This is a genomic window from Streptomyces sp. CA-243310, from assembly GCF_050936775.1.
Lineage (GTDB): Bacteria > Actinomycetota > Actinomycetes > Streptomycetales > Streptomycetaceae > Streptomyces.
The window spans coordinates 1,385,467-1,406,158 of sequence record NZ_JBNJMF010000001.1 but is presented as its reverse complement, the minus strand read 5'-3'; the positions used below and the strand labels follow the sequence as shown (position 1 = coordinate 1,406,158).

The window sequence follows — 20,692 nt, the reverse complement described above, 5'->3', positions numbered from 1 at the left end:
CGACCCCCGGTGGACGCTCGTACCGCTATACGGACGGGGGCTTACGTTCACCGGTCAGGCCCCCGTAGATTCCCTGCGCCCAAGCAGTGATCAACGAGGGGACGACGATCATGGCGGAACCGGAAGCAACAGGTACACAACGGGACACGGCGGGAGCCTCGTCAGGGGGGCTCTCGCCGAAGTCGATCGCCGTCTGGGTACTCGTCGGTCTCATCGGCGCGATCGGCTGGGGCGTACTGGCCCTCTCCCGGGGCGAGGAGATCTCGGCCGCGTGGCTGCTCGCCGCCGCCCTGGGCTCGTACGCGATCGGCTACCGCTTCTACGCGCGCTTCATCGCGAACCGCGTACTGAAGGTGGACAAGACCCGGGCGACCCCGGCCGAACGCCTCGACAACGGTGTCGACTTCCACCCCACCGACCGTCGCGTGCTCTTCGGTCACCACTTCGCCGCCGTCGCCGGCGCGGGCCCGCTGGTCGGCCCGGTGCTCGCCTCGCAGATGGGCTACCTCCCGGGCACGATCTGGATCGTCGCGGGCGTGATCTTCGCCGGGGCGGTCCAGGACATGGTCACGCTCTTCTTCTCGACCCGGCGCAACGGCCGTTCGCTCGGACAGATGGCCCGTGACGAGATCGGCCCGGTGGGCGGAGCCGCCGCCCTGGTCGCCGTGTTCGCCATCATGATCATCCTGCTCGCCGTGCTGGCACTGGTCATCGTCAACGCCCTGGCGGACTCCCCCTGGGGCGTCTTCTCCATCGGCATGACCATCCCCATCGCCCTGCTCATGGGCTTCTACCTGCGCGTGCTGCGCCCCGGGCGCGTCACCGAGGTCTCCCTGATCGGCGTCGCCCTGCTGCTGCTCGCCATCGTCTCGGGCGGCTGGGTCGCGGACTCCTCGCTCGCCGAGTTCTTCACGCTCGACAAGCAGACCCTCGTCATCTGGATGGTCGCGTACGGCTTCGTGGCGTCGGTGCTGCCGGTGTGGATGCTGCTCGCGCCCCGCGACTACCTCTCCACCTTCATGAAGGTCGGTACCATCGCGCTGCTCGCGGTGGGCGTGGTCATCGCCATGCCGATGCTGAAGATGCCCGCGGTGACCGAGTTCGCCTCACGCGGCGACGGACCGGTCTTCGCCGGTTCCATGTTCCCCTTCGTGTTCATCACCATCGCCTGCGGCGCGCTGTCGGGCTTCCACTCCCTGGTCTCCTCGGGCACCACCCCGAAGATGATCCAGAAGGAGACCCAGGTCCAGGTCATCGGCTACGGCGCGATGCTCACCGAGTCCTTCGTCGCCGTCATGGCGGTGATCGCGGCGTGCATCATCGAGCCCGGACTGTTCTTCGCGGTCAACTCCCCCGCCGGCGTGGTCGGCACCACCGTCGAGACCGCCTCGCAGGCGGTGACGAACTTCGGCTTCGCCATCTCGCCGGAGGCCCTCGCCCAGGCGGCGAAGGACGTGGAGGAGACCAGCCTGCTGTCGCGGACGGGCGGCGCGCCGACCTTCGCACTCGGAATGTCGGAGATCTTCTCGTCGGTCATCGGCGGCGCCGGGATGAAGGCCTTCTGGTACCACTTCGCCATCATGTTCGAGGCGCTGTTCATCCTGACCACCGTCGACGCGGGCACCCGGGTCGGCCGGTTCATGCTCCAGGACACCCTCGGCAACGTGCACAAGTCCTTCAAGGACGTCAGCTGGAAGCCGGGCGTGTGGATCGCGAGTGCGGTCGTCGTCGGTGGCTGGGGCTACTTCCTGTGGGTCGGCGTCAGCGACCCGCTGGGCGGCATCAACCAGCTCTTCCCGCTGTTCGGCATCGCGAACCAGCTCCTCGCGGCGGTGGCCCTGGCCGTCTGCACCACACTGTTGATCAAGTCGGGCCGACTGAAGTGGGCCTGGGTGACGGGCGTCCCCCTGGCCTGGGACGTGGCGGTCACCCTCACCGCCAGCTACCAGAAGATCTTCTCCGACAACCCGAAGATCGGGTTCTTCGCGCAGCGGGACCTGTACCAGGACGGCATCGAGGCCGGGAAGGTGCTCAAGCCCGCCAAGAACATGGGCGAGATGCACACCGTGGTCACCAACGCCACGGTGGACGGCGTCCTGTCGGTGCTGTTCGCGGTCCTGATCATCATCGTGCTGCTGGACGCGGCCCGCACCTGCGTCAAGGCCGTCCGCAAGCCGGAGACGGTCACCCTCACCGAGACCCCGTGGACCGAGTCGAGGATCGTCGCCCCGGCCGGCCTGATCGCCACCCCCGAGGAACGGGCGGAACTCGCCGCGGCGGGCCTCGACTCCGGCGGCGGCAAGACCCGGGAACCGGTCGCGTGAGCGGCCTGACGGCCGTGCGCGGGGCGTGGGCGAAGACCCGGTTCTACGTCCGCGAGTTCTCGGGCGAGGCCGCGTACGACCGGTACGTCGCGCACGCCCGCGCGCACGACGCCGACGCCGAGGTCATGACCCGGCGCGCCTTCGAGCGGGCCCGCACCGACGCCCGCGAAGCCGACCCGCGCGAGGGCTTCCGCTGCTGCTGACCCCGTCCGGGGCCCTCGAAGGGCCGCCGCGTTCCCCCGGGAACCCGGCGGCCCTTTCGCGTGCCCGTCCGCGAAGGGGGCGCGCCCCCTTCGCCTCCCCGTCCGTGGACACGTGCGACCCCTCGCCCGCCCGTCCGACACACTCGACGGCATGGACATCGTGATCAGGGCGGCATCGGTCGCCGAATTCGAAGAGCTCGGCGACATCACCGCGCAGGCCTACCTGGACGACGGGCTGCTGGACTTCAACGAGGACGCCGCGTACCTGAACGTGCTGCGCGACGTGGCCGGCCGGGCCGCCTCCGGGGAGGTGCTCGTCGCGGACCACGACGGCACGGTCCTCGGCGGAGTGACGTTCGCCTCGAACACGAGCCCGCTGGCCGACATCGCCGGCCCGGGCGAGGCGGAGTTCCGGATGTTGGCCGTCGCCGGCGAGGCGCGCGGACGCGGCGCGGGCGAGGCCCTGGTGCGGGCGTGCATGGCCCGGGCGAGGGCCCTGGAGGGTGTGACGCACCTGGTGTTGTCGACCCAGAGGTCGATGGCGGGGGCGCACAGGATCTACGAGCGCCTCGGCTTCACCCGAACACCAGAACGAGACTGGGCCCCGATCCCGGGCCTCACCCTCCTGACCTACCGTCTGGAGCTGTAACCACGCCGACACAACATGTGGGGGGTCACGCATCCACCCGCCCCCACATGTATGCTCGTGCTCGCTGTCGTCGCAGGGGAATCCGGTGCGAATCCGGAACTGTCCCGCAACGGTGTGAAGTGCACCCATTCGTGCAACTACAAGTCCGAGGACCTGTCGACAGCGCGCCCGGCTCGACCGAACCGGGTGCAGACACGTCCGGGCCTCGCGGTTGGGCCGGTGGACGCCATGCGGTGCACGTACCGCCCGCCCTGTCCGGGCCGGAGCGTGCGCGGTCCGCATGCGCCCGCTCGCGCCCGCGCCGTCGGTGTTCCCGGAGCCGAGCAAGGGAGAGCTCCCCCCGTGACCATCGCGCCCTCCGCACCGCGCGCAGAGTCCGTTCCGTCCGAGTCCGCGATCGAGACCGCGATCACGTCCGGGGGACCCGGGGCCGCGCTGCTGCGCACCCTGACCGAGCTGACGGCCGACCTTCCCGACACCGACCCCGGCCGCGTCGCCGCCGCCGCCCTGCGCGGTCGCAGCTCCGCCGCCGACGAGGCCGAACTGCGCGGGCTGGCCACCGAGGCCGCCGCGGGTCTGATCTCCGAGGACCCCGCGTACTCCCGGTTGGCCGCGCGCCTGCTGACGCTCGCCGTCCGCGACGAGGCCGCGGGCCAGGGGTCCACCTCGTTCTCCGCCTCCGTCGAGGTCGGCCACCGCGAGGGCCTGATCGCCGACCGCACGGCCGAGTTCGTGGCGACCCACGCGAGCAGGCTGAACGCGCTGGTCGAGCACGCGCTCGCCGAGGGCGCCGACGACCGCTTCGGGTTCTTCGGCCTGCGCACCCTGCACAGCCGCTACCTGCTGCGCCACCCGATCACCCGCCAGGTCATCGAGACCCCCCAGTACTTCATGCTGCGCGTGGCCTGTGGTCTCGCGGAGAACGAGACGGTCCAGGCCGTCGAGGAAGTGGCCTCGCTGTACCGGCTGATGAGCCGCCTCGACTACCTGCCGTCCTCCCCCACCCTCTTCAACTCCGGCACCCGGCACCCGCAGATGTCCTCCTGCTACCTGCTGGACTCCCCGCTGGACGAGCTCGACTCGATCTACGACCGCTACCACCAGGTCGCCCGCCTGTCGAAGCACGCCGGCGGCATCGGCCTGTCGTACTCCCGCATCCGCGCCCGCGGTTCGCTGATCCGCGGCACCAACGGCCACTCCAACGGCATCGTGCCGTTCCTGAAGACCCTCGACGCCTCCGTCGCGGCCGTGAACCAGGGCGGCCGGCGCAAGGGCGCCGCCGCCGTCTACCTGGAGACCTGGCACGCGGACATCGAGGAGTTCCTGGAGCTGCGCGACAACACCGGCGAGGACCAGCGCCGCACGCACAACCTGAACCTGGCCCACTGGGTGCCGGACGAGTTCATGCGCCGGGTCAACGCCGACTCCGACTGGTCGCTGTTCTCCCCGGCCGAGGTCCCCGAGCTGGTGGACCTGTGGGGCGACGATTTCGACGCCGCCTACCGCAAGGCCGAGGCGGCCGGCCTGGCCCGCAAGACCATGCCCGCCCGGGAGCTGTACGGCCGGATGATGCGCACCCTCGCGCAGACCGGCCAGGGCTGGATGACGTTCAAGGACGCCTCCAACCGCACGGCGAACCAGACCGCGGAGCCGGGCACCGTCGTCCACTCCTCGAACCTGTGCACCGAGATCATCGAGGTCACCAACGACGGCGAGACGGCCGTCTGCAACCTCGGTTCGGTCAACCTCGGCGCGTTCGTGGTCGACGGCGACATCGACTGGGAGCGGCTGGACGCGACCGTCCGCACCGCCGTGACCTTCCTCGACCGCGTGGTGGACATCAACTTCTACCCGACCGAGCAGGCCGGCCGTTCCAACGCCCGCTGGCGTCCGGTGGGTCTGGGCGCGATGGGCCTCCAGGACGTCTTCTTCCAGCTGCGGCTGCCCTTCGACTCCCCCGAGGCGCGGGCGCTGTCCACGAAGCTCTCCGAGCGGATCATGCTGGCCGCGTACGAGGCCTCCTGCGACCTCGCCGAGCGCAACGGCCCGCTCCCCGCCTGGGAGCAGACCCGTACCGCCCGCGGCGTCCTGCACCCGGACCACTACGACACCGAGCTGAACTGGCCGGAGCGCTGGGAGGCGCTGCGCGCCCGGGTCGCGACCTCCGGCATGCGCAACTCGCTGCTCCTCGCCATCGCCCCGACCGCGACGATCGCGTCGATCGCCGGTGTGTACGAGTGCATCGAGCCCCAGGTCTCCAACCTCTTCAAGCGCGAGACGCTCAGCGGTGAGTTCCTCCAGGTGAACGCCTACCTGGTGGCCGAGCTGAAGCGGCTCGGCGTGTGGGACGCCCAGTCCCGCGAGGCGCTGCGCGAGGCCAGCGGGTCGGTGCAGGGCTTCGGTTGGATCCCGGCCGAGGTGCGCGAGCTGTACCGCACGGCGTGGGAGATCCCGCAGCGCGGCCTGATCGACATGGCGGCGGCCCGTACGCCGTTCCTCGACCAGTCGCAGTCGCTGAACCTGTTCCTGGAGACGCCGACCATCGGGAAGCTGTCCTCGATGTACTCGTACGCCTGGAAGCAGGGCCTGAAGACCACGTACTACCTGCGCTCGCGCCCGGCGACGAAGATCGCCCGCGCGGCGTCCGGCTCCGCCGTCCCGGCGGCGGCCACCCCGCTTCCGCAGGCCGTCGACGCCGACGCGCTGGCCTGCTCCCTTGAGAACCCCGAGTCCTGCGAGGCCTGCCAGTAATGAGCTCCAACGAGAACAAGAACCTCCTGGACCCGGGCTTCGAGCTCACGCTCCGCCCGATGCGCTACCCGGACTTCTACGAGCGCTACCGCGACGCGATCAAGAACACGTGGACGGTCGAGGAGGTCGACCTCCACTCGGACGTCGCGGACCTCGCGAAGCTGACCCCGTCCGAGCAGCACATGATCGGCCGCCTGGTCGCGTTCTTCGCGACGGGTGACTCGATCGTCTCGAACAACCTCGTGCTGACCCTGTACAAGCACATCAACTCCCCGGAGGCGCGCCTGTACCTGTCGCGCCAGCTGTTCGAGGAGGCCGTGCACGTCCAGTTCTACCTGACGCTGCTCGACACCTACCTGCCCAACCCGGACGACCGGGCGGCCGCGTTCGACGCGGTCGAGGAGATCCCCTCGATCCGCGAGAAGGCGCAGTTCTGCTTCAAGTGGATGGACTCGGTCGAGAAGATCGACCAGCTGGAGACGGCCTCCGACCGGCGCCGCTTCCTGCTGAACCTGATCTGCTTCGCGGCGTGCATCGAGGGCCTGTTCTTCTACGGCGCCTTCGCGTACGTGTACTGGTTCCGTTCGCGCGGCCTGCTGCACGGTCTGGCCACCGGCACCAACTGGGTGTTCCGTGACGAGACCATGCACATGAACTTCGCGTTCGAGGTCGTCGACACGGTCCGCAAGGAGGAGCCGGAGCTCTTCGACGACGCCCTTCAGCAGCAGGTCACCGACATGCTGAAGGAGGCCGTCGAGGCGGAGCTGCAGTTCGGCCGCGACCTGTGCGGTGACGGCCTGCCGGGCATGAACACCGAGTCGATGCGCGAGTACCTGGAGTGCGTCGCGGACCAGCGTCTGGTGCGCCTGGGCTTCCCGCCGGTGTACGGCTCGCAGAACCCGTTCTCGTTCATGGAGCTCCAGGGCGTCCAGGAGCTGACGAACTTCTTCGAGCGCCGCCCGTCGGCCTACCAGGTCGCGGTCGAGGGCACCGTCGACCTGGACGAGGACTTCTAGGAAGTCCCCTTCCGCACACGGCGGCACGACCTGGCAGCGCCCCCGCCCACGGGGTGGACCTCCCGGATCAACGGGGGTCCCGGGCGGGGGCGCTCCCGCGTTTCCCGGACGACGCCAACGCGCCCTGTCCGCACAGGAGTTGCCGGAACCCTCCGGCGAGACGATCGACGCCGTCGCGGACCTGCGGTTTCGGCAGCGGGTCCGCGCTGCGCCACCGCGGCCCGCGGGCGGAGCGGCTCAGGCGTTCGGGACGACCTCGTAGCGCGGGGTGCCCTCGTCCATCTGTCGCAGGGCGTCCTTGCGGTCGCGCTTCGAGAGCCGGTCGATGTACAGGTACCCGTACAGGTGGTCCGTCTCGTGCTGGAGGCAGCGCGCGAAGTAGCCGGTGCCCCGGACCTTGATCGGGTTGCCCTGCTCGTCCTGGCCGGTGACCTCGGCGTAGTCCGGGCGGGCCAGCGAGGCGTAGGCCGTCGGAACCGACAGGCAGCCCTCGTTGGAGTCGTCCAGCACCCGGGCGCCGGCCGGCAGCTCGACCGGCTTCGGGTTGACCACGACACCGGTGTGCCGCTTGCCGTCGTCGTCCGGGCAGTCGTAGACGAAGACCTTGGCGTCCACACCGATCTGGTTCGCGGCCAGGCCCACGCCCTCGGCGGTCTTCTGGCTCGCGAACATGTCGTCGATCAGCCGGGCCAGTTCGTCGCCGAACTCGGTGACGTCCTTGCATTCCCGGTGCAGGACCGGATTGCCGACCACCGTGATGGGGCGGGAGGTGCCGCGCTCACGGTAGGCGAGCTCGCGCGCCTCACAGTCCTCCGTGTCCACGACGTAGCCCTCTTCGTCGACCGGGACAACCTGGTTCTCCTGCTGCGCCATGTCCGCCGTACGCCTTCCGTAAGTCCGCCGAGTCACCGATGTGACCCGTACAGCCTACGGCCCCGACTCAGCAGACTTCCTCCAGATCCCGCCACTCGCGACTGTCCGGGCTGTCCGCCACCCAGCCGTCGAGGAGCCCGCGCACCAGACCGGCGGGCGCGGCGATGCCGCACTCGCGCTCGGGGACCCACAGGGAGCCGGAGCCGGCCGTGCGGTGGCCCAGCGGGCCGGGATGGCCGGGTTCGCTGTGATCGTGCGGGTCCGGGTGCTGCTCGTCGCCCTCGTCGCTCGGCATCGCGCTCTCGGAGCACGTCCGGCACAGGAGTCGCACCGACGAGGACCAGTCCTCGGCGGCGAAGCCCGCGTCGGAGGCCAGCTGCTCCAGGGCGTCGCGGTCGGCCTCGGTGGCCGCCTCCAGCAGCACCACCCAGGTCGGCACCGGCGAGGGCGCCCACAGCTCGATCTCGTCGAAGACGGGATAGGAGGGGCCGGCGGCGGTGATGCGCTCGCCGTGCGGCACCCCGTCGTGCAGGACGACCTCGCCCCAGCGCCGCCCGGAGGACGGCAGCGGGATCGAGAGGACCTCGATCCGGGCCGGATCGAGCCTCCGCCCCCAGACGACCTCGGCCTCGCCCTCGGGCGAGAGCCGCACGGCGGCGCTGCCCAGTTCCATGCCGACGGGCTCGCCGGCCCCGCCCGTGCCGTGCGGGTCCCCGGGGACCTTCAGGCCGTACGCCTGCCAGGCCCGGCGGGCCAGCGGCCAGTCCTGGAGCGCGGTCGCGGCGATGCCGACGTTCCACCAGTCCGGGGCACCCGTCTCGCGGTCCAACAGGGCCACCGCGCGCAGCCCCGCGGCCCGCGCCTGCTCCCAGTCGTGCCGGAACTTGTGCAGCAGGGCCAGGTTGAACCAGGACTCGGACAACCAGGGCTCCAGGTCGGCCGCTCTGGTCAGCAGCGCGCCCGCGTCCTCGTACCGCCCGTCGCCGATCAGCGTGAACGCGCGGTCGGTGGCCTGCCGCCACGAGGCGGAGGGCCGATGCCGTACCTTCCCGAAGATCCTCACGATTCCCGCCTGCCGGTCCAACGGTGCAGCCTTGCGGACACCCTCACGGACACTCCCACTCGCATCCAACCATGCCCACTCGGACGGCCGCTCATTACCCATGGGTTACCCAGGCGGGACGGGAACGACTCGGGCACGTCCGTCCCTGGCCAGAACCCTCGCCAGGGACTCCACGACCTCCGGCTGGTAGTCGTGCCCGGTGCCCAGCCGCAGACGCTCCAGGGCGGCCAGTGAGCCGCCCGGGTGACCGCTCCCGCCGCACAGGTCGTCGTAGGCGTTCACCGCGCGCACGATCCGGGCGGCGACCGGCTGCTCACGGTACGGATCGGCCTGCCGCTCCACGACCACCGCGACCTCCGCGGGCACCCCCGTCTGCCGGGCCACCTCCCCGCCCAGCCCGGCAATCCGGCGGGCCTCGGCGGCGGGCAGCCCGGCGGTCGCCCCGGCCGGGACCGGATCGACGAGGGACAGCTGCCCGATGTCGTGCATCAGGGCGGCGTACTCCAGCACCGTGAGCTCCCGCTCGGACAGACCCAGCTCCCGCCCGACGGCGCAGCTCAGCGCCGCCACCCGCAGGGAGTGGCCCGGGCGGGTGTACCCGGCGATCTCGGTGGCCCGGGCGAGGGAGGTGATGGTCTCGCGGTAGGTGGTGCGGATCGCGGTGATCCGGTGGAAGGACAGCTGGGTGAGCAGCAGCGGAACGCTGAAGACGGGCAGGGCCCACACCCCCGCCACGGCCACCGCCAGCGCCATGACGAGGCCGGTCGCGCAGATCGCCGAGCCGATGCCGGCGAGCGCGCGCAGCTCGTCGCGCAGCAGGGGCCCGTACGGCCACCCGGTGCGGGACGCGGCGAGCGCGGCGGCGAGTACGGCGTCGCACAAGGCCGTCAGGCCGAGCAGGAGCAGCAGGAAGACCACGAGGTACGGGCCCCCGCCGACCATTCCCTCCAGCCGGCCGGAAAGGTGGAGCGGCTGGAAACAGGCGGCGGCGAAGCCGACCGTGAGCACCTGGCGGGCCACGTGGTCGAGGGCGGGCCCGCGGCCCCGCGCCACGTGCGGCACGAGTCCGACGAGGGCGGCGGCGAGCACGACGGCGACCGTCTGCAGGGCCCCGTGGTGGGTGGGGTGCCCGGCGTTCTCGCCGAGCAGGGCGTACGCGAGGGCTCCGGCGGAGCCGAGGGGTGCGGGCCGGCGGTCCTCGGCGGTGGGGTTCCCGGCGGCGTCCCTGTGGTCGCGGCGGGCGAGTTCCCCGATGGCGACGAGGCCGCCGAAGGCGAGGGCGACGCCGGTGTCGGCGAGGCCGTGCCACAGGGTGTGGCCCAGGGCCACGAGGGTGAGCAGGGCGGCGGCGGCGCGTACCGCCGGGGCGGTCGGCCCCCTCACGGGCCGGTTCCGGGTCGGGGGCCGGGGCGGGGGCCGGTTCGGGGTCCGGGGCCCGGGCCGGTTCCCGTCCCGGTGGCGGGGCGCACCCGGGGCGTCCGGCGGCCGGGGGCCCGTCCGGGTTCGGGGGCGTCGTCCCGGGACCGGCCGCCCGGCGGGCCCGGTTCCGCGGGCGCCGCCGACGGTCCGCCCTGGGTCGGCAGTCCGGGCAGCGCGCCCTCGGCGGGGCCGCCCGCGCCCCCGGGACCGGCGGGGCCACCCGGACCGTCGCCGATGACCTGGAGGTCTTCGTCGGAGGTGACCACCGGATGCCAGCCCTCGCGCCCGATGGCGCCGACCAGGGCGCGCACCATGGCCGGGTCGAACTGCGTGCCCGCGCACCGCTCCAGCTCGGCGAGCGCGACCGGCACCGGCCGCGCCCTGCTGTACGAGCGCGTCGACGTCATCGCGTCGAAGGAGTCGGCCACGGCCACCACGCGCGCCGACACCGGGATCTGCTCGCCGCGCAGCCCGTACGGATACCCCGACCCGTCGACCCGCTCGTGGTGGTGGAGGATCGCCGCGCGGGCCTCCCCCAGGAAGCCGATGCCGCGGACCATCTCGTGCCCGTACTCGGGGTGCAGTTCGATGATCCTGCGTTCCTCGGGGGTCAACGGCCCGTCCTTGCGCAGGAGTCGGGTCGGTACGCCGAGTTTGCCCACGTCGTGCAGGATGCCGGCGATACGGACGGCTTCCATCCGGTCGTCCGCCATCCCCAGCTCGCGGGCGATCATCGCCGAGGCCTGGCCGACCCGCTCGCTGTGGCCGCGCGTGTAGCGGTCCTTGATGTCCACGGCCTGTACCAGCGCGCGGATCGTGGCCTGGTGGGCGGTGCGCTCGCGGTGGTACTGGGCGAAGACCCAGCAGGAGATGTACATCGGCAGCAGGACCAGCAGGGCGGCGGGCAGTCCGTACGGGCTGCGCCACATGACGGCCATCATCAGCCCGGCCAGCCCGTGCACGCAGTGCGGGGCCAGGGACCGGACCGACAGCCCGACCCGGACGGTGGCCGGGGGCCGACGCTCGGCGGCGACGAGGATCGCCCCGTCGAGGAGGGTGAGGACCACGCAGAAGGCGACGGCGGCGACCGCAGCGGGAAGCAGGAGGTAGGGGAAGTCGGCGACCCAGGCGATCGGATCGGCGCCCGGCGCGCCGCCGGCGGACGGCCCGGGCATCCCGCTCGCGACCGGTCCCCGCCCGTCGAGCGCCGCCGGACCGCCGAGCAGCCCGTACGTGCGTCCCGCCGCCCAGGCGGCCGTCGCCTGCTGCGCCGCGTGCCACACGCGACGGACCCCCGCCGGTCGCCGGACCACCGGGCCGGCCAGGGCGCCGGGCACGGCCACGAGCGCGGCCGCGGAGGGCGGGAGCAGGAAGACGGCGGCGAGCACGACGGGGAAGAAGGTGCCGATGCCCTCGGGCACCCGGCCGGCGAGGCGCGGGCAGATCCGCACCGACTCGCAGCCGAGGTAGAGCGCGGCGAGCAGCGAGAGGGTCGGCCAGGGGGTGTCGGGGCGGAGTGCGGTCGGCAGCACGCACACCGACGCCACGAGGACCGCGCACACGACGAGGACGCGCGCCGCCGGCGGAAGTACCCGCATGGCGCTCTCCTCCCCCTGGGCCGTGCACGGCGGGCACCGGAGCGGACCGGTACCGGAAGGGGAGAATAGGTGGGGCCCCACACGAAGTGGGCCACATTTTCACATTGTGTCGTTCGGGTGCCCCCGGATTAGCACCTTCGAGTGAACGAAGGGAACGACCGGGGGCGGTTGTTCGGAAAGGCGCGGCCGGCGAATCCCGGGTGACCGGGAAACGAACGAGTTCGATCAGCCCGTCGCGGGATCGGCCGTGACGTCGTGGTCGGGCACGGCCTGTCCCGAACGGATCAGCTCGATCCGTCCCATCACCTTCGAGCGCAGATCGGTCGGCACGTCGTCCGAGCCGCAGCAGCGCTTGACCAGCTTCTTCACGGCCTGTTCGAGGCCGTACTTCTCAAGACAGGGATTGCACTCGCCGAAGTGTGTCTCGAACTTCGTGCAGTCACTGTCGGGCATCTCGTGGTCCAGGAACTCGTAAAGATGATCCAGGACCTCTGCGCACTCCGTCTCGTGCGGCTCTCCGCAGCTCATGAGCCCGAGCCTTTCAGGTCGTTCGACTCTCCGGCACCGGCGGGGACCAGCCCGCGCTCACGGGCGTAGTCCTCCAGCATTCCGCGGAGTTGACGGCGCCCACGGTGCAGTCGGGACATGACCGTACCGATGGGTGTACCCATGATGTCCGCGATCTCCTTGTACGCAAAGCCCTCCACGTCGGCGAGATAGACCGCGATGCGGAACTCCTCCGGAATGGCCTGGAGCGCTTCCTTCACATCCGAGTCGGGCAGGTGGTCGAGCGCCTGCGATTCGGCGGACCGAAGGCCCGTCGACATGTGCGACTCGGCGCGCGCCAACTGCCAGTCCTCGATCTCCTCCGCCGCACTGCGCTGCGGTTCGCGCTGCTTCTTGCGGTAGGAGTTGATGAACGTGTTCGTCAGGATGCGGTAGAGCCATGCCTTGAGGTTGGTGCCCTCGCGGAACTGGTGGAACGACGCGTACGCCTTCGCGTACGTCTCCTGGACCAGGTCCTCGGCGTCGGCCGGGTTGCGCGTCATGCGCAGCGCGGCGGAGTACATCTGGTCGAGGTAGCCGAGGGCGTCCCGCTCGAAGCGCGCGTTGCGCTCCGGGGTCGTCTCCTCCGCGTGGCCTTCGTCGGTCCCGGCGACAGGACCCACCTCCTCCGACAGCGTGGCGGCTCCGAAAGCGGATCCGCTCGAATCGGAGAATAGTCGACCTTCCCGGCCCTCCGCCGCCCGAAGCGTCCCGCGCTTGGGAGCAGGCAGCACCGTCCAGTCCAGGTCAGCGGCCTGCGGACGGTTCTGGCTGATGACCTGGGTCATGCGCTCCCTCTCCTCCGACGAACTTCCCGTACGTACCGACATTCGGCACAACAGACGGCCCGGGCCCGGCATTCCCGGGGCCTGTGGGGTTTCCCGGATCCGTCAGGTCGGCTCCGAGGGGCGCGTGATCCGGATCACGCGGGAATCCGTCAGGTCGGGCCCGCGGCTCGCGTCGCCGGCCGCCGGGGGCCTCGGTCGGCAGCCGTCCGAGGGCTCACTGCGACAGCCGTCCCAGCCACCCCGCGACGGCCCCGGTGATCACGTCGAGGGTCTGCTCCTGGGTCCGGTCGGCCCTCTTCGGCACGGCGAACCCGTGGTCGCCGTGCTCCACCGCGACGAGTTCGTACGGATCGTCCCCGGCCGGCTCGGGAAACTCCTCGGGCCGGCCGAAAGGATCCCGGCCGCCTTGGACCACCAGAGTGGGCCGGCCGGCCCCCAGCAGCTCCTCGGCCCGGGACTTCTCGGGCCGGCCCGGCGGGTGCAGCGGGAACGCCAGGGCCAGCACCCCGGCCGCGCCCAGCTCGGCTGCGGTCCGGCAGGCCACCCTGGCCCCGGCGCTGCGCCCGCCGGCCACCACGGGCGGTCCGGGCCGGGTCAGCGCCGGCCACAGCCCGCGCCAGCCCTCGTCGAGCACCTTGGGAGCGGCGGCGACCTTCTTCCCGGCGACCCGCCAGGGCTGCTCGACCAGGGCCACGGTGATCCCGCGGGCCGGCAGGACGGCGGCCAGCGCCCGCAGGTCCCGGGCCTCGATCCCGCCGCCGGCGCCGTGGCTCACGGCGAGCACGAGCCGGGCCTTCCCGGCGGTGGCGGGGTGCCAGGTGATGCGGGCCTCGCCCGCAGGCGTCGGGACGCTCTCGGTACGCGTGGTCATGCGCCCCATCCTGCCCGGGTCAGAAGAGGGTCTCCTCCTCCGGCGCGGCCCGTTCCTCCAGCAGCTCGGGGCCGTTGTTGCGCACGCTGCTGACGGCGGTGGACACCGCGTACGCCCTCATGAGCCCGCCGGGCGGCGGCGCGAGCAGCGCCTGGAGCTCGTCGGGGTCGGTGCGCGCCGGGTCCAGCCAGGGGTCCCACTTGTCCGGGGTCAGCATCAGCGGCATGCGGGGGTGGATGTCGGAGAGCGACCGGGGCCCGTCGGCGGGGGCCACCCCCAGCGGTCCGGTCTCGGCCTCGGTGGTGATGACCGAGCAGGTCACCCACCAGGCCGCCGGATGCTCGTCGGGCAGGGTCCGATCGCGCCAGAACTCGTAGATCCCGGCCATCGCGAAGACGGCGCCGTCGGAGGGCAGCACGAAGTAGGGCTGCTTGCGGGCCCGCTTCTTCTTCCCCTCGACCTCCAACTGGCGCTCGTCGTGGGCGGTGACCCACTCGTAGTAGCCGTCGGCGGGGATGATGCAGCGGCGCTGGGCGAAGGGGCGGCGGAAGGACGGCTTCTCCGCGAGGGTCTCGGCGCGGGCGTTGATCATTCGGGCCGCACCCTCGGGGTTCTTGGCCCAGGAGGGGACCAGCCCCCACTTCACCACCCGCAGCTGTCGAACCGGACGCGGGCTCGGCGCGTCCTTCAAGGGACGGTCGAGGACGATGTGGACCTCTTTCGTCGGCGCCACGTTCCAGTCGGGTGCCAGGGACTCCTCGGGCTCCCACTTCTCGACGCCGAAGATCCCCGCCAGATCCTCCGGCGCCCGACTCGCTGCATACCTTCCGCACATGCCTGCAACACTGCCACGACACCCGCCCACCACCGCAAGGAGTCCGCCACTCCATGGACAGCATCACGACGGCCGGTCTCTGGGACCGGCTCACCGGCATACAGCCCGAGCCCGAGCTGTGGCTGGTGATAGCGACCGGGGTCGTCGCCCTGGCCGCCGTGGCGCCCCGCCCGGTGTGGCGGATCTCCCGCAACGCGATCACCATCGCGCACGAGGGCGGTCACGGGCTGCTCGCGCTGCTGACCGGACGCCGGCTCGACGGGATCCGGCTGCACTCGGACACCAGCGGGGTGACCGTCAGCCGGGGTCGGCCGACCGGGCTCGGCATGGTCCTGACGGCGGCCGCCGGGTACACGGCGCCCTCGCTGCTCGGGCTCGGCGGGGCGGCACTGCTCTCGGCGCACCGGATCACGCTGCTGCTCTGGGCGGCGACCGCGCTGCTGGTGGCGATGCTGGTGATGATCCGGAACGCCTACGGGCTGCTCACGGTGGTGCTGACCGGCGCCGGCTTCGTCCTGGTGTCCTGGCTGGCCCCGGCCGAGGTCCAGGCGATGTTCGCGTACGGGGTGGTGTGGTTCCTGCTGTTGGGCGGGGTCCGGCCGGTGTTCGAGCTCCAGGCCAAGCGGAGGAACGGTGGAGCCCCGGACTCGGACGCGGACCAGCTCGGTCGGCTCACGCACGTGCACCCGGTCGTCTGGCTGCTGATGTTCCACGCCGTCGCGCTGTGTTCGCTGATCGGCGGCGGGCGCTGGCTTCTCGCCCTCTGAGACGGGGACGACGACCGGCCGGCGATCAAGATCCGGGTACGGGCGGAGCCACTAAAGTGGAGGCCATGACCGAGACCCCCGCGCTCCACGCCCTCTGGCCCGCTCCGCTCGCGGACGGCACCGTCCACGCCACCGTCACCGTGCCGGGTTCCAAATCGGTCACCAACCGGGCCCTGGTGCTCGCCGCGCTGGCCTCCGAGCCGGGCTGGGTGCGCCGCCCGCTGCGCTCGCGCGACTCGCAGCTGATGTCGGACGCCCTGCGCGCGATGGGCGTCGGCATCGAGGAGACCGTCTCCTCCAGCTCCGCCGACGGTGACAGCGGCGAGGCGTGGCGGGTCATCCCGGCCGCGCTGCACGGCCCGGCCACCGTCGACGTCGGCAACGCGGGCACGGTCATGCGCTTCCTGCCGCCCGTGGCCACCCTGGCCGGCGGCGACATCCGCTTCGACGGCGACCCGCGTTCCTACGAACGCCCGCTGGGCGAGGTCATCAACGCGCTGCGCGTCCTCGGGGCCCGCATCGACGACGACGGCCGGGGCGCGCTGCCCCTGACCGTGCAGGGCGGCGGGGCCCTGGAGGGCGGCACGGTCGAGATCGACGCCTCCAACTCCTCCCAGTTCGTCTCGGCGCTGCTGCTGTCCGCGCCGCGGTTCAACCAGGGCGTCGAGGTCCGGCACATCGGTTCGACCCTGCCGTCGATGCCGCACATCCGGATGACGGTGGAGATGCTGCGCGCGGCGGGCGCCCAGGTGGACACCCCTGAGGCCGGCGGCGAGAAGGACGTGTGGCGGGTGGCGCCCGGCGCGCTCCTGGGCCGCGACATGGTGGTGGAGCCCGACCTGTCGAACGCGCAGCCCTTCATGGCGGCGGCGCTGATCACCGGCGGCACGGTCACCATCCCCGACTGGCCGCGCCGCACCACGCAGCCCGGCGACGCGCTGCGCCGCATCTTCACGGAGATGGGCGGTTCCTGTGAGCTGACCGACGCGGGTCTGGTCTTCACCGGCACCGGGAAGATCCACGGCATCGACGTGGACCTGGGCGAGGTCGGCGAGCTGACCCCGGGCATCGCGGCGGTGGCGGCGCTGGCCGACTCCGAGTCGATCCTGCGCGGTGTCCGGCACCTGCGGCTGCACGAGACGGACCGGCTGGCCGCGCTGACCGCCGAGATCAACGGGCTCGGCGGCGACGTCACCGAGACCGCCGACGGTCTGCACATCCGCCCGCGCCCGCTGCACGGCGGTGTCTTCCACACCTACGACGACCACCGAATGGCCACCGCGGGCGCGGTGATCGGTCTGGCGGTGGAGGGCGTGCTGATCGAGAACGTGGCGACGACCGCGAAGACCCTGCCGGACTTCCCCAGGATGTGGACAGACATGCTCGCGGGAACGGGAGCGTAGGGCCCGTCATGCGCAGGTACGGCAAGAACACCGACGAGGACGACATCCGCTCCCGCCCGAACCGCAAGGGCAATCGGCCGCGTACGACCATCCGCCCCAAGCACGAGGACGCCTCGGAGGGCTTCGTCCTGACCGTGGACCGCGGCCGGTTGACCTGCCTGGTCGAGGACCGCACGGTGCACGCGATGAAGGCGCGCGAGCTGGGCCGCAAGGCGGCGGTGGTCGGCGACCGGGTCTGGATCGTCGGTGACCTGTCCGGCAAGAAGGACACCCTCGCCCGGATCGTGCGGATCGAGGAGCGCAGGTCCGTCCTGCGGCGCACCGCGGACGACGACGACCCGTACGAGCGGGTGGTCGTCGCGAACGCGGACCAGCTGGCCATCGTCACGGCCCTGGCCGATCCGGAGCCGCGGCCCCGGATGATCGACCGCTGCCTGGTGGCGGCGTACGACGCCGGGCTGGAGCCGCTGCTGGTGCTCACCAAGTCCGACCTGACGTCCGCCGACAAGATCCTGGAGATCTACTCGACCTTCGGCCTGAACTACGTGGTCACCAACCGCGAGGAGCTGGCGACGGGCGACGCGGCGGAGCGGGTGCGCGAGCGCCTGAACGGCCGGATCACGGCCTTCGTCGGCCACTCGGGCGTCGGCAAGACCACCCTGGTCAACTCGCTCGTCGCGGCGGACCGCCGGCGCGCCACCGGCCACGTGAACGCGGTGACCGGCCGCGGCCGGCACACCACCACCTCGGCGCTCGCGCTGCCGCTGCCCTCGGGCGACGGCTGGGTGATCGACACCCCGGGTGTGCGCTCGTTCGGTCTGCACCACGTGGACCCGTCCCGGGTGATCCTGGCCTTCCCCGAACTGGTCCCCGGTACCGAGGGGTGCCCGCGCGCGTGCAGCCACGACGAGCCGGACTGCGCGCTCGACAAGTGGGTCGAGGACGGCCATGCTGACCCGGCCCGGCTGTACTCGCTGCGCCGCCTGCTGGAGACGCGGGAGCGCCGCGACGGCGACTGAGCCGGTCGGCGGCCCGGCCGTCCGGCGGCGGGCCGGGTTTGTGGGAGCACCGGTCGGGATAAATGCTTGTTCGCACCAAGTGACGCGATGTCACATGACGCGGGGAGGCGTACGCCATGGCGTGGCTGCTGGTCGTGGCCGCCGGAATCCTGGAAACGGGCTTCGCGGTCTGCCTCAAGCTGTCCCACGGTTTCACCCGTCTGTGGCCGACCATCGCCTTCGCCTGTTTCGCGCTGGGCAGCTTCGGTCTGTTGACGCTCGCGCTGAAGAAGCTCGACGTGGGTCCGGCGTACGCGGTGTGGACGGGCATCGGGGCGGCCGGGACCGCGATCTACGGCATGGTCTTCCTGGGCGACCTGGTGTCCACCCTCAAGCTCGTCTCGATCTCGCTGGTCATCCTCGGCGTCATCGGACTTCAGCTGTCCGGTTCGGCGCACTGACCAGGCGCAGCAGTTCTCCGGTGCCCGGCTCCTCCCCCGGGGCGATCACGTAGGACAGCGCGAGCCGTACGACGAGTTCGCACCGCCCCGCCGTTTCCGGCGTGAGCGCGGCGGAGGCCCGGTCGCGGACCGCGCGGATCAGTTCTCCCGGGCCGAGCGCGGGAACGCCCGGTCGGGACCCGCGTCCGGGCGGCGCCGGCAGGTTCCCGTTCCACGAGCCGGTCAGCAGGGCCTGGACCAGGGGGCGCGCGCGGGCGGCCCGTACGGTCCACTCGGCCACTCCCGCGAGCCGGTCGGTGGTGCCCGCCTGGGTGGCCAGGGTCCGGTCCACGCCGTCGAGGTACCAGTCGGCCTCGCGGCGGACCAGGGCCCGGCCCAGCCCGGCCTTGCCGCCGAACTCGTTGTAGAGGGTCTGTCGGGACACCCCGGCGGCGGCCGCCACGTCGACCATCCGCACGGCGGGCCAGGGGCGCGCGGACAGCGCCGCTCCGGCCGCTTCCAGCAAGGATTCCCGGGCCGCCGGCATCGACGCCTCCCCCGATTGGCTCACCCGATTGGCTCTCCGGCCAGACTTGACGGGTCGACAGATCCTGTCAAGGGCGCCTCTCGGCCGTACCGTGGACGGCGTTCGCCGGGCCGCGACAGTCTCGATACTGTTCGACCATGCCCGAGTATGACGATGACCTCCGCCTTGCCCTTCAGCTCGCCGACGCGGCGGACGCCGCCACGATGCAGCGCTTCCGAGCCCTCGACCTGCTGGTCGAGACGAAGCCGGACATGACCCCGGTGAGCGAGGCCGACAAGGCCGCCGAGGAGATCGTCCGGGCCGGGATCCTGGCCGCCCGCCCCGGCGACGCGATCCTGGGCGAGGAGTACGGACTGGAGGGCGAGGGTCCGCGCCGTTGGGTCGTGGATCCCATCGACGGCACCAAGAACTACGTGCGCGGTGTTCCGGTCTGGGCGACGCTGATCTCCCTGATGGCGCAGGATCCCGAGGACACCGACGGGGCCTTCCGTCCCGTGGTCGGCGTGGTCTCCGCGCCGGCGCTGGGCCGCCGCTGGTGGGCGGCGCAGGGCGGCGGCGCCTTCGCGGGCGGCGCGCTGGGCGAGACCACGCGGCTCGGGGTGTCGAAGGTCGCGACGCTGGACGACGCCTCCTTCGCCTACTCCTCGCTGAGCGGCTGGGAGGAGCAGGGCCGACTGCCCGGCTTCCTGGACCTGTCGCGCGCCTGCTGGCGCACCCGCGGCTACGGCGACTTCTGGCCCTACATGATGGTCGCGGAGGGCTCGATCGACCTGTGCGCGGAGCCGGAGTTGAGCCTGTGGGACATGGCCGCCCTGGCGGTCGTGGTCCAGGAGGCCGGCGGCCGGTTCACCGACCTGGACGGGGCCGAGGGCGTGCACGGCGGGAACGCCGCCGCCTCGAACGGTCTGCTCCACGAGGAGATGCTGGCGCACCTGCGCCCGCGTGCCTGAGGTCCGGGGAGGGGGTCGGCCGGAAGCCGGATTCGGACCTCCCCGGTCCCCGTGACCGGGGCCGGGCGCGCCCCGTACCGGCGGATGCGCCCGCGCGTGCCGAACGCGCCCTCTTGATGACCCTCCGTGTTCGTGGGAATCTGAGGATCCCCCCGCTTGTGCGCTTGTGAAGGCCTTCTCGAAGTGCGACCTCGCACGGCCTCCGCCTCGCGCACCCACCCGAGCGGGGGAATCACCCAGGAGGTGGCTCCCTTCATGCTCGTCCGTGACGCCATGAGCACCGTGATCCTCACCCTCGGACCCGCGCACACCCTCCGTCAGGCGGCCTGCCTGATGTCCGGCCGACGCGTGGGCGCGGCCGTCGTCCTCGACCCCGACCACAGTGGAATCGGCATCCTGACCGAGCGCGACGTCCTCAACTCGATCGGCGCGGGACACGATCCCGACCGTGAGTCCGTGGGTGCGCACACCACCAACAACGTCGTGTTCTGCACCCCGGAGGCGACCGTGCAGGAGGCCGCCGAGGCCATGGCGCACGGCGGTTTCCGGCATCTGATCGTGCTGGAGGACGGTGGCCCCGTGGGCATCGTGTCCGTCCGCGACGTCATCCGCTGCTGGGCGCCGGTCCGGCGCAGCGCCGTACCGGCGTAA

20 protein-coding genes and 1 riboswitch are annotated in these 20,692 nt (G+C 72.0%); of the genes, 11 read left to right on the top strand and 9 right to left on the bottom strand.

What is annotated here, in order from left to right; genetic code table 11:
• Positions 1-110: 110 nt before the first annotated feature.
• From ACQEVM_RS06705 to ACQEVM_RS06685, 5 genes are all read left to right on the top strand, one after another.
• Positions 111-2,324 (top strand): carbon starvation CstA family protein, encoded by a 2,214-nt coding sequence (locus tag ACQEVM_RS06705; protein ID WP_433076025.1) that lies wholly within the window; start codon positions 111-113, stop codon positions 2,322-2,324.
• A 5-nt stretch (positions 2,325-2,329) separates the two neighbouring features.
• A complete protein-coding gene (locus tag ACQEVM_RS06700) occupies positions 2,330-2,527 on the top strand; it encodes a YbdD/YjiX family protein (protein ID WP_366147277.1) in 198 nt (65 codons plus the stop codon).
• A 151-nt stretch (positions 2,528-2,678) separates the two neighbouring features.
• Positions 2,679-3,176, top strand: coding sequence for a GNAT family N-acetyltransferase (locus ACQEVM_RS06695; protein ID WP_433076023.1), 498 nt, complete (start codon positions 2,679-2,681; stop codon positions 3,174-3,176).
• Between the two features lie 51 nt (positions 3,177-3,227).
• A riboswitch (cobalamin riboswitch) is annotated at positions 3,228-3,351 on the top strand.
• A gap of 167 nt (positions 3,352-3,518) precedes the next feature.
• Positions 3,519-5,927, top strand: a complete 2,409-nt coding sequence (locus ACQEVM_RS06690) for a ribonucleoside-diphosphate reductase subunit alpha (protein ID WP_433076021.1) — start codon at positions 3,519-3,521, stop codon at positions 5,925-5,927.
• Positions 5,927-6,943, top strand: a complete 1,017-nt coding sequence (locus ACQEVM_RS06685; RefSeq protein WP_433076019.1) for a ribonucleotide-diphosphate reductase subunit beta — start codon at positions 5,927-5,929, stop codon at positions 6,941-6,943. Before ACQEVM_RS06690 ends, ACQEVM_RS06685 begins: the two co-directional genes overlap by 1 nt.
• A gap of 237 nt (positions 6,944-7,180) precedes the next feature.
• Here the strand turns inward: ACQEVM_RS06685 and def are convergent, their stop codons facing one another.
• The 8 genes from def to ACQEVM_RS06645 all read right to left on the bottom strand — a co-directional run bounded on the left by def (position 7,181) and on the right by ACQEVM_RS06645 (position 14,936).
• A complete protein-coding gene (def, locus tag ACQEVM_RS06680) occupies positions 7,181-7,816 on the bottom strand; it encodes a peptide deformylase (RefSeq protein ID WP_433076017.1) in 636 nt (211 codons plus the stop codon).
• A 67-nt stretch (positions 7,817-7,883) separates the two neighbouring features.
• Complete coding sequence (locus ACQEVM_RS06675) at positions 7,884-8,879, bottom strand: tetratricopeptide repeat protein (RefSeq protein WP_053676495.1); 996 nt, start codon at positions 8,877-8,879, stop codon at positions 7,884-7,886.
• A gap of 105 nt (positions 8,880-8,984) precedes the next feature.
• On the bottom strand, positions 8,985-10,262 hold the full coding sequence (locus tag ACQEVM_RS06670) for an HD-GYP domain-containing protein (RefSeq protein WP_433076015.1): 1,278 nt from the start codon (positions 10,260-10,262) through the stop codon (positions 8,985-8,987).
• Entirely contained in the window at positions 10,259-11,896 is a 1,638-nt protein-coding gene (locus ACQEVM_RS06665) for an HD-GYP domain-containing protein (RefSeq protein WP_433076013.1), read from the bottom strand. Before ACQEVM_RS06665 ends, ACQEVM_RS06670 begins: the two co-directional genes overlap by 4 nt.
• Positions 11,897-12,121: 225 nt before the next feature.
• On the bottom strand, positions 12,122-12,424 hold the full coding sequence (gene rsrA / locus ACQEVM_RS06660) for a mycothiol system anti-sigma-R factor (RefSeq protein ID WP_053676413.1): 303 nt from the start codon (positions 12,422-12,424) through the stop codon (positions 12,122-12,124).
• Positions 12,421-13,065, bottom strand: coding sequence for a sigma-70 family RNA polymerase sigma factor (locus ACQEVM_RS06655; protein WP_008741505.1), 645 nt, complete (start codon positions 13,063-13,065; stop codon positions 12,421-12,423). Before ACQEVM_RS06655 ends, rsrA begins: the two co-directional genes overlap by 4 nt.
• Before the next feature lie 379 nt (positions 13,066-13,444).
• Positions 13,445-14,101, bottom strand: a complete 657-nt coding sequence (locus tag ACQEVM_RS06650) for an alpha/beta hydrolase family protein (RefSeq protein WP_433076011.1) — start codon at positions 14,099-14,101, stop codon at positions 13,445-13,447.
• Between the two features lie 19 nt (positions 14,102-14,120).
• Positions 14,121-14,936, bottom strand: coding sequence for an SOS response-associated peptidase (locus ACQEVM_RS06645; RefSeq protein WP_433076009.1), 816 nt, complete (start codon positions 14,934-14,936; stop codon positions 14,121-14,123).
• Between the two features lie 53 nt (positions 14,937-14,989).
• On the opposite strand from ACQEVM_RS06645, the gene ACQEVM_RS06640 reads away from it, so the two are divergent.
• From ACQEVM_RS06640 to ACQEVM_RS06625, 4 genes are all read left to right on the top strand, one after another.
• Positions 14,990-15,703, top strand: a complete 714-nt coding sequence (locus ACQEVM_RS06640) for a M50 family metallopeptidase (RefSeq protein ID WP_053676410.1) — start codon at positions 14,990-14,992, stop codon at positions 15,701-15,703.
• A 65-nt stretch (positions 15,704-15,768) separates the two neighbouring features.
• Positions 15,769-17,106 carry a 3-phosphoshikimate 1-carboxyvinyltransferase gene (gene aroA, locus ACQEVM_RS06635; RefSeq protein WP_433076006.1) on the top strand — a complete coding sequence of 446 codons (1,338 nt, stop codon included), beginning with the start codon at positions 15,769-15,771 and terminating at the stop codon, positions 17,104-17,106.
• Positions 17,107-17,114: 8 nt separating this feature from the next.
• Positions 17,115-18,125, top strand: coding sequence for a ribosome small subunit-dependent GTPase A (rsgA, locus tag ACQEVM_RS06630; protein WP_433076004.1), 1,011 nt, complete (start codon positions 17,115-17,117; stop codon positions 18,123-18,125).
• A 116-nt stretch (positions 18,126-18,241) separates the two neighbouring features.
• Positions 18,242-18,565: a DMT family transporter gene (locus tag ACQEVM_RS06625; RefSeq protein WP_433076002.1), complete on the top strand. Its 324-nt coding sequence runs from the start codon at positions 18,242-18,244 to the stop codon at positions 18,563-18,565.
• On the opposite strand, the gene ACQEVM_RS06620 is transcribed toward ACQEVM_RS06625, so the two are convergent.
• Positions 18,531-19,091, bottom strand: a complete 561-nt coding sequence (locus tag ACQEVM_RS06620) for a TetR/AcrR family transcriptional regulator (RefSeq protein ID WP_433079847.1) — start codon at positions 19,089-19,091, stop codon at positions 18,531-18,533. The two genes, ACQEVM_RS06625 and ACQEVM_RS06620, sit on opposite strands and share 35 nt — an antisense overlap.
• Before the next feature lie 137 nt (positions 19,092-19,228).
• On the opposite strand from ACQEVM_RS06620, the gene hisN reads away from it, so the two are divergent.
• The gene (gene hisN / locus ACQEVM_RS06615; protein ID WP_433076000.1) at positions 19,229-20,041 is read left to right on the top strand and encodes a histidinol-phosphatase; all 813 of its coding nucleotides are present in this window, start codon (positions 19,229-19,231) and stop codon (positions 20,039-20,041) included.
• A gap of 255 nt (positions 20,042-20,296) precedes the next feature.
• Entirely contained in the window at positions 20,297-20,692 is a 396-nt protein-coding gene (locus ACQEVM_RS06610; protein ID WP_433075998.1) for a CBS domain-containing protein, read from the top strand.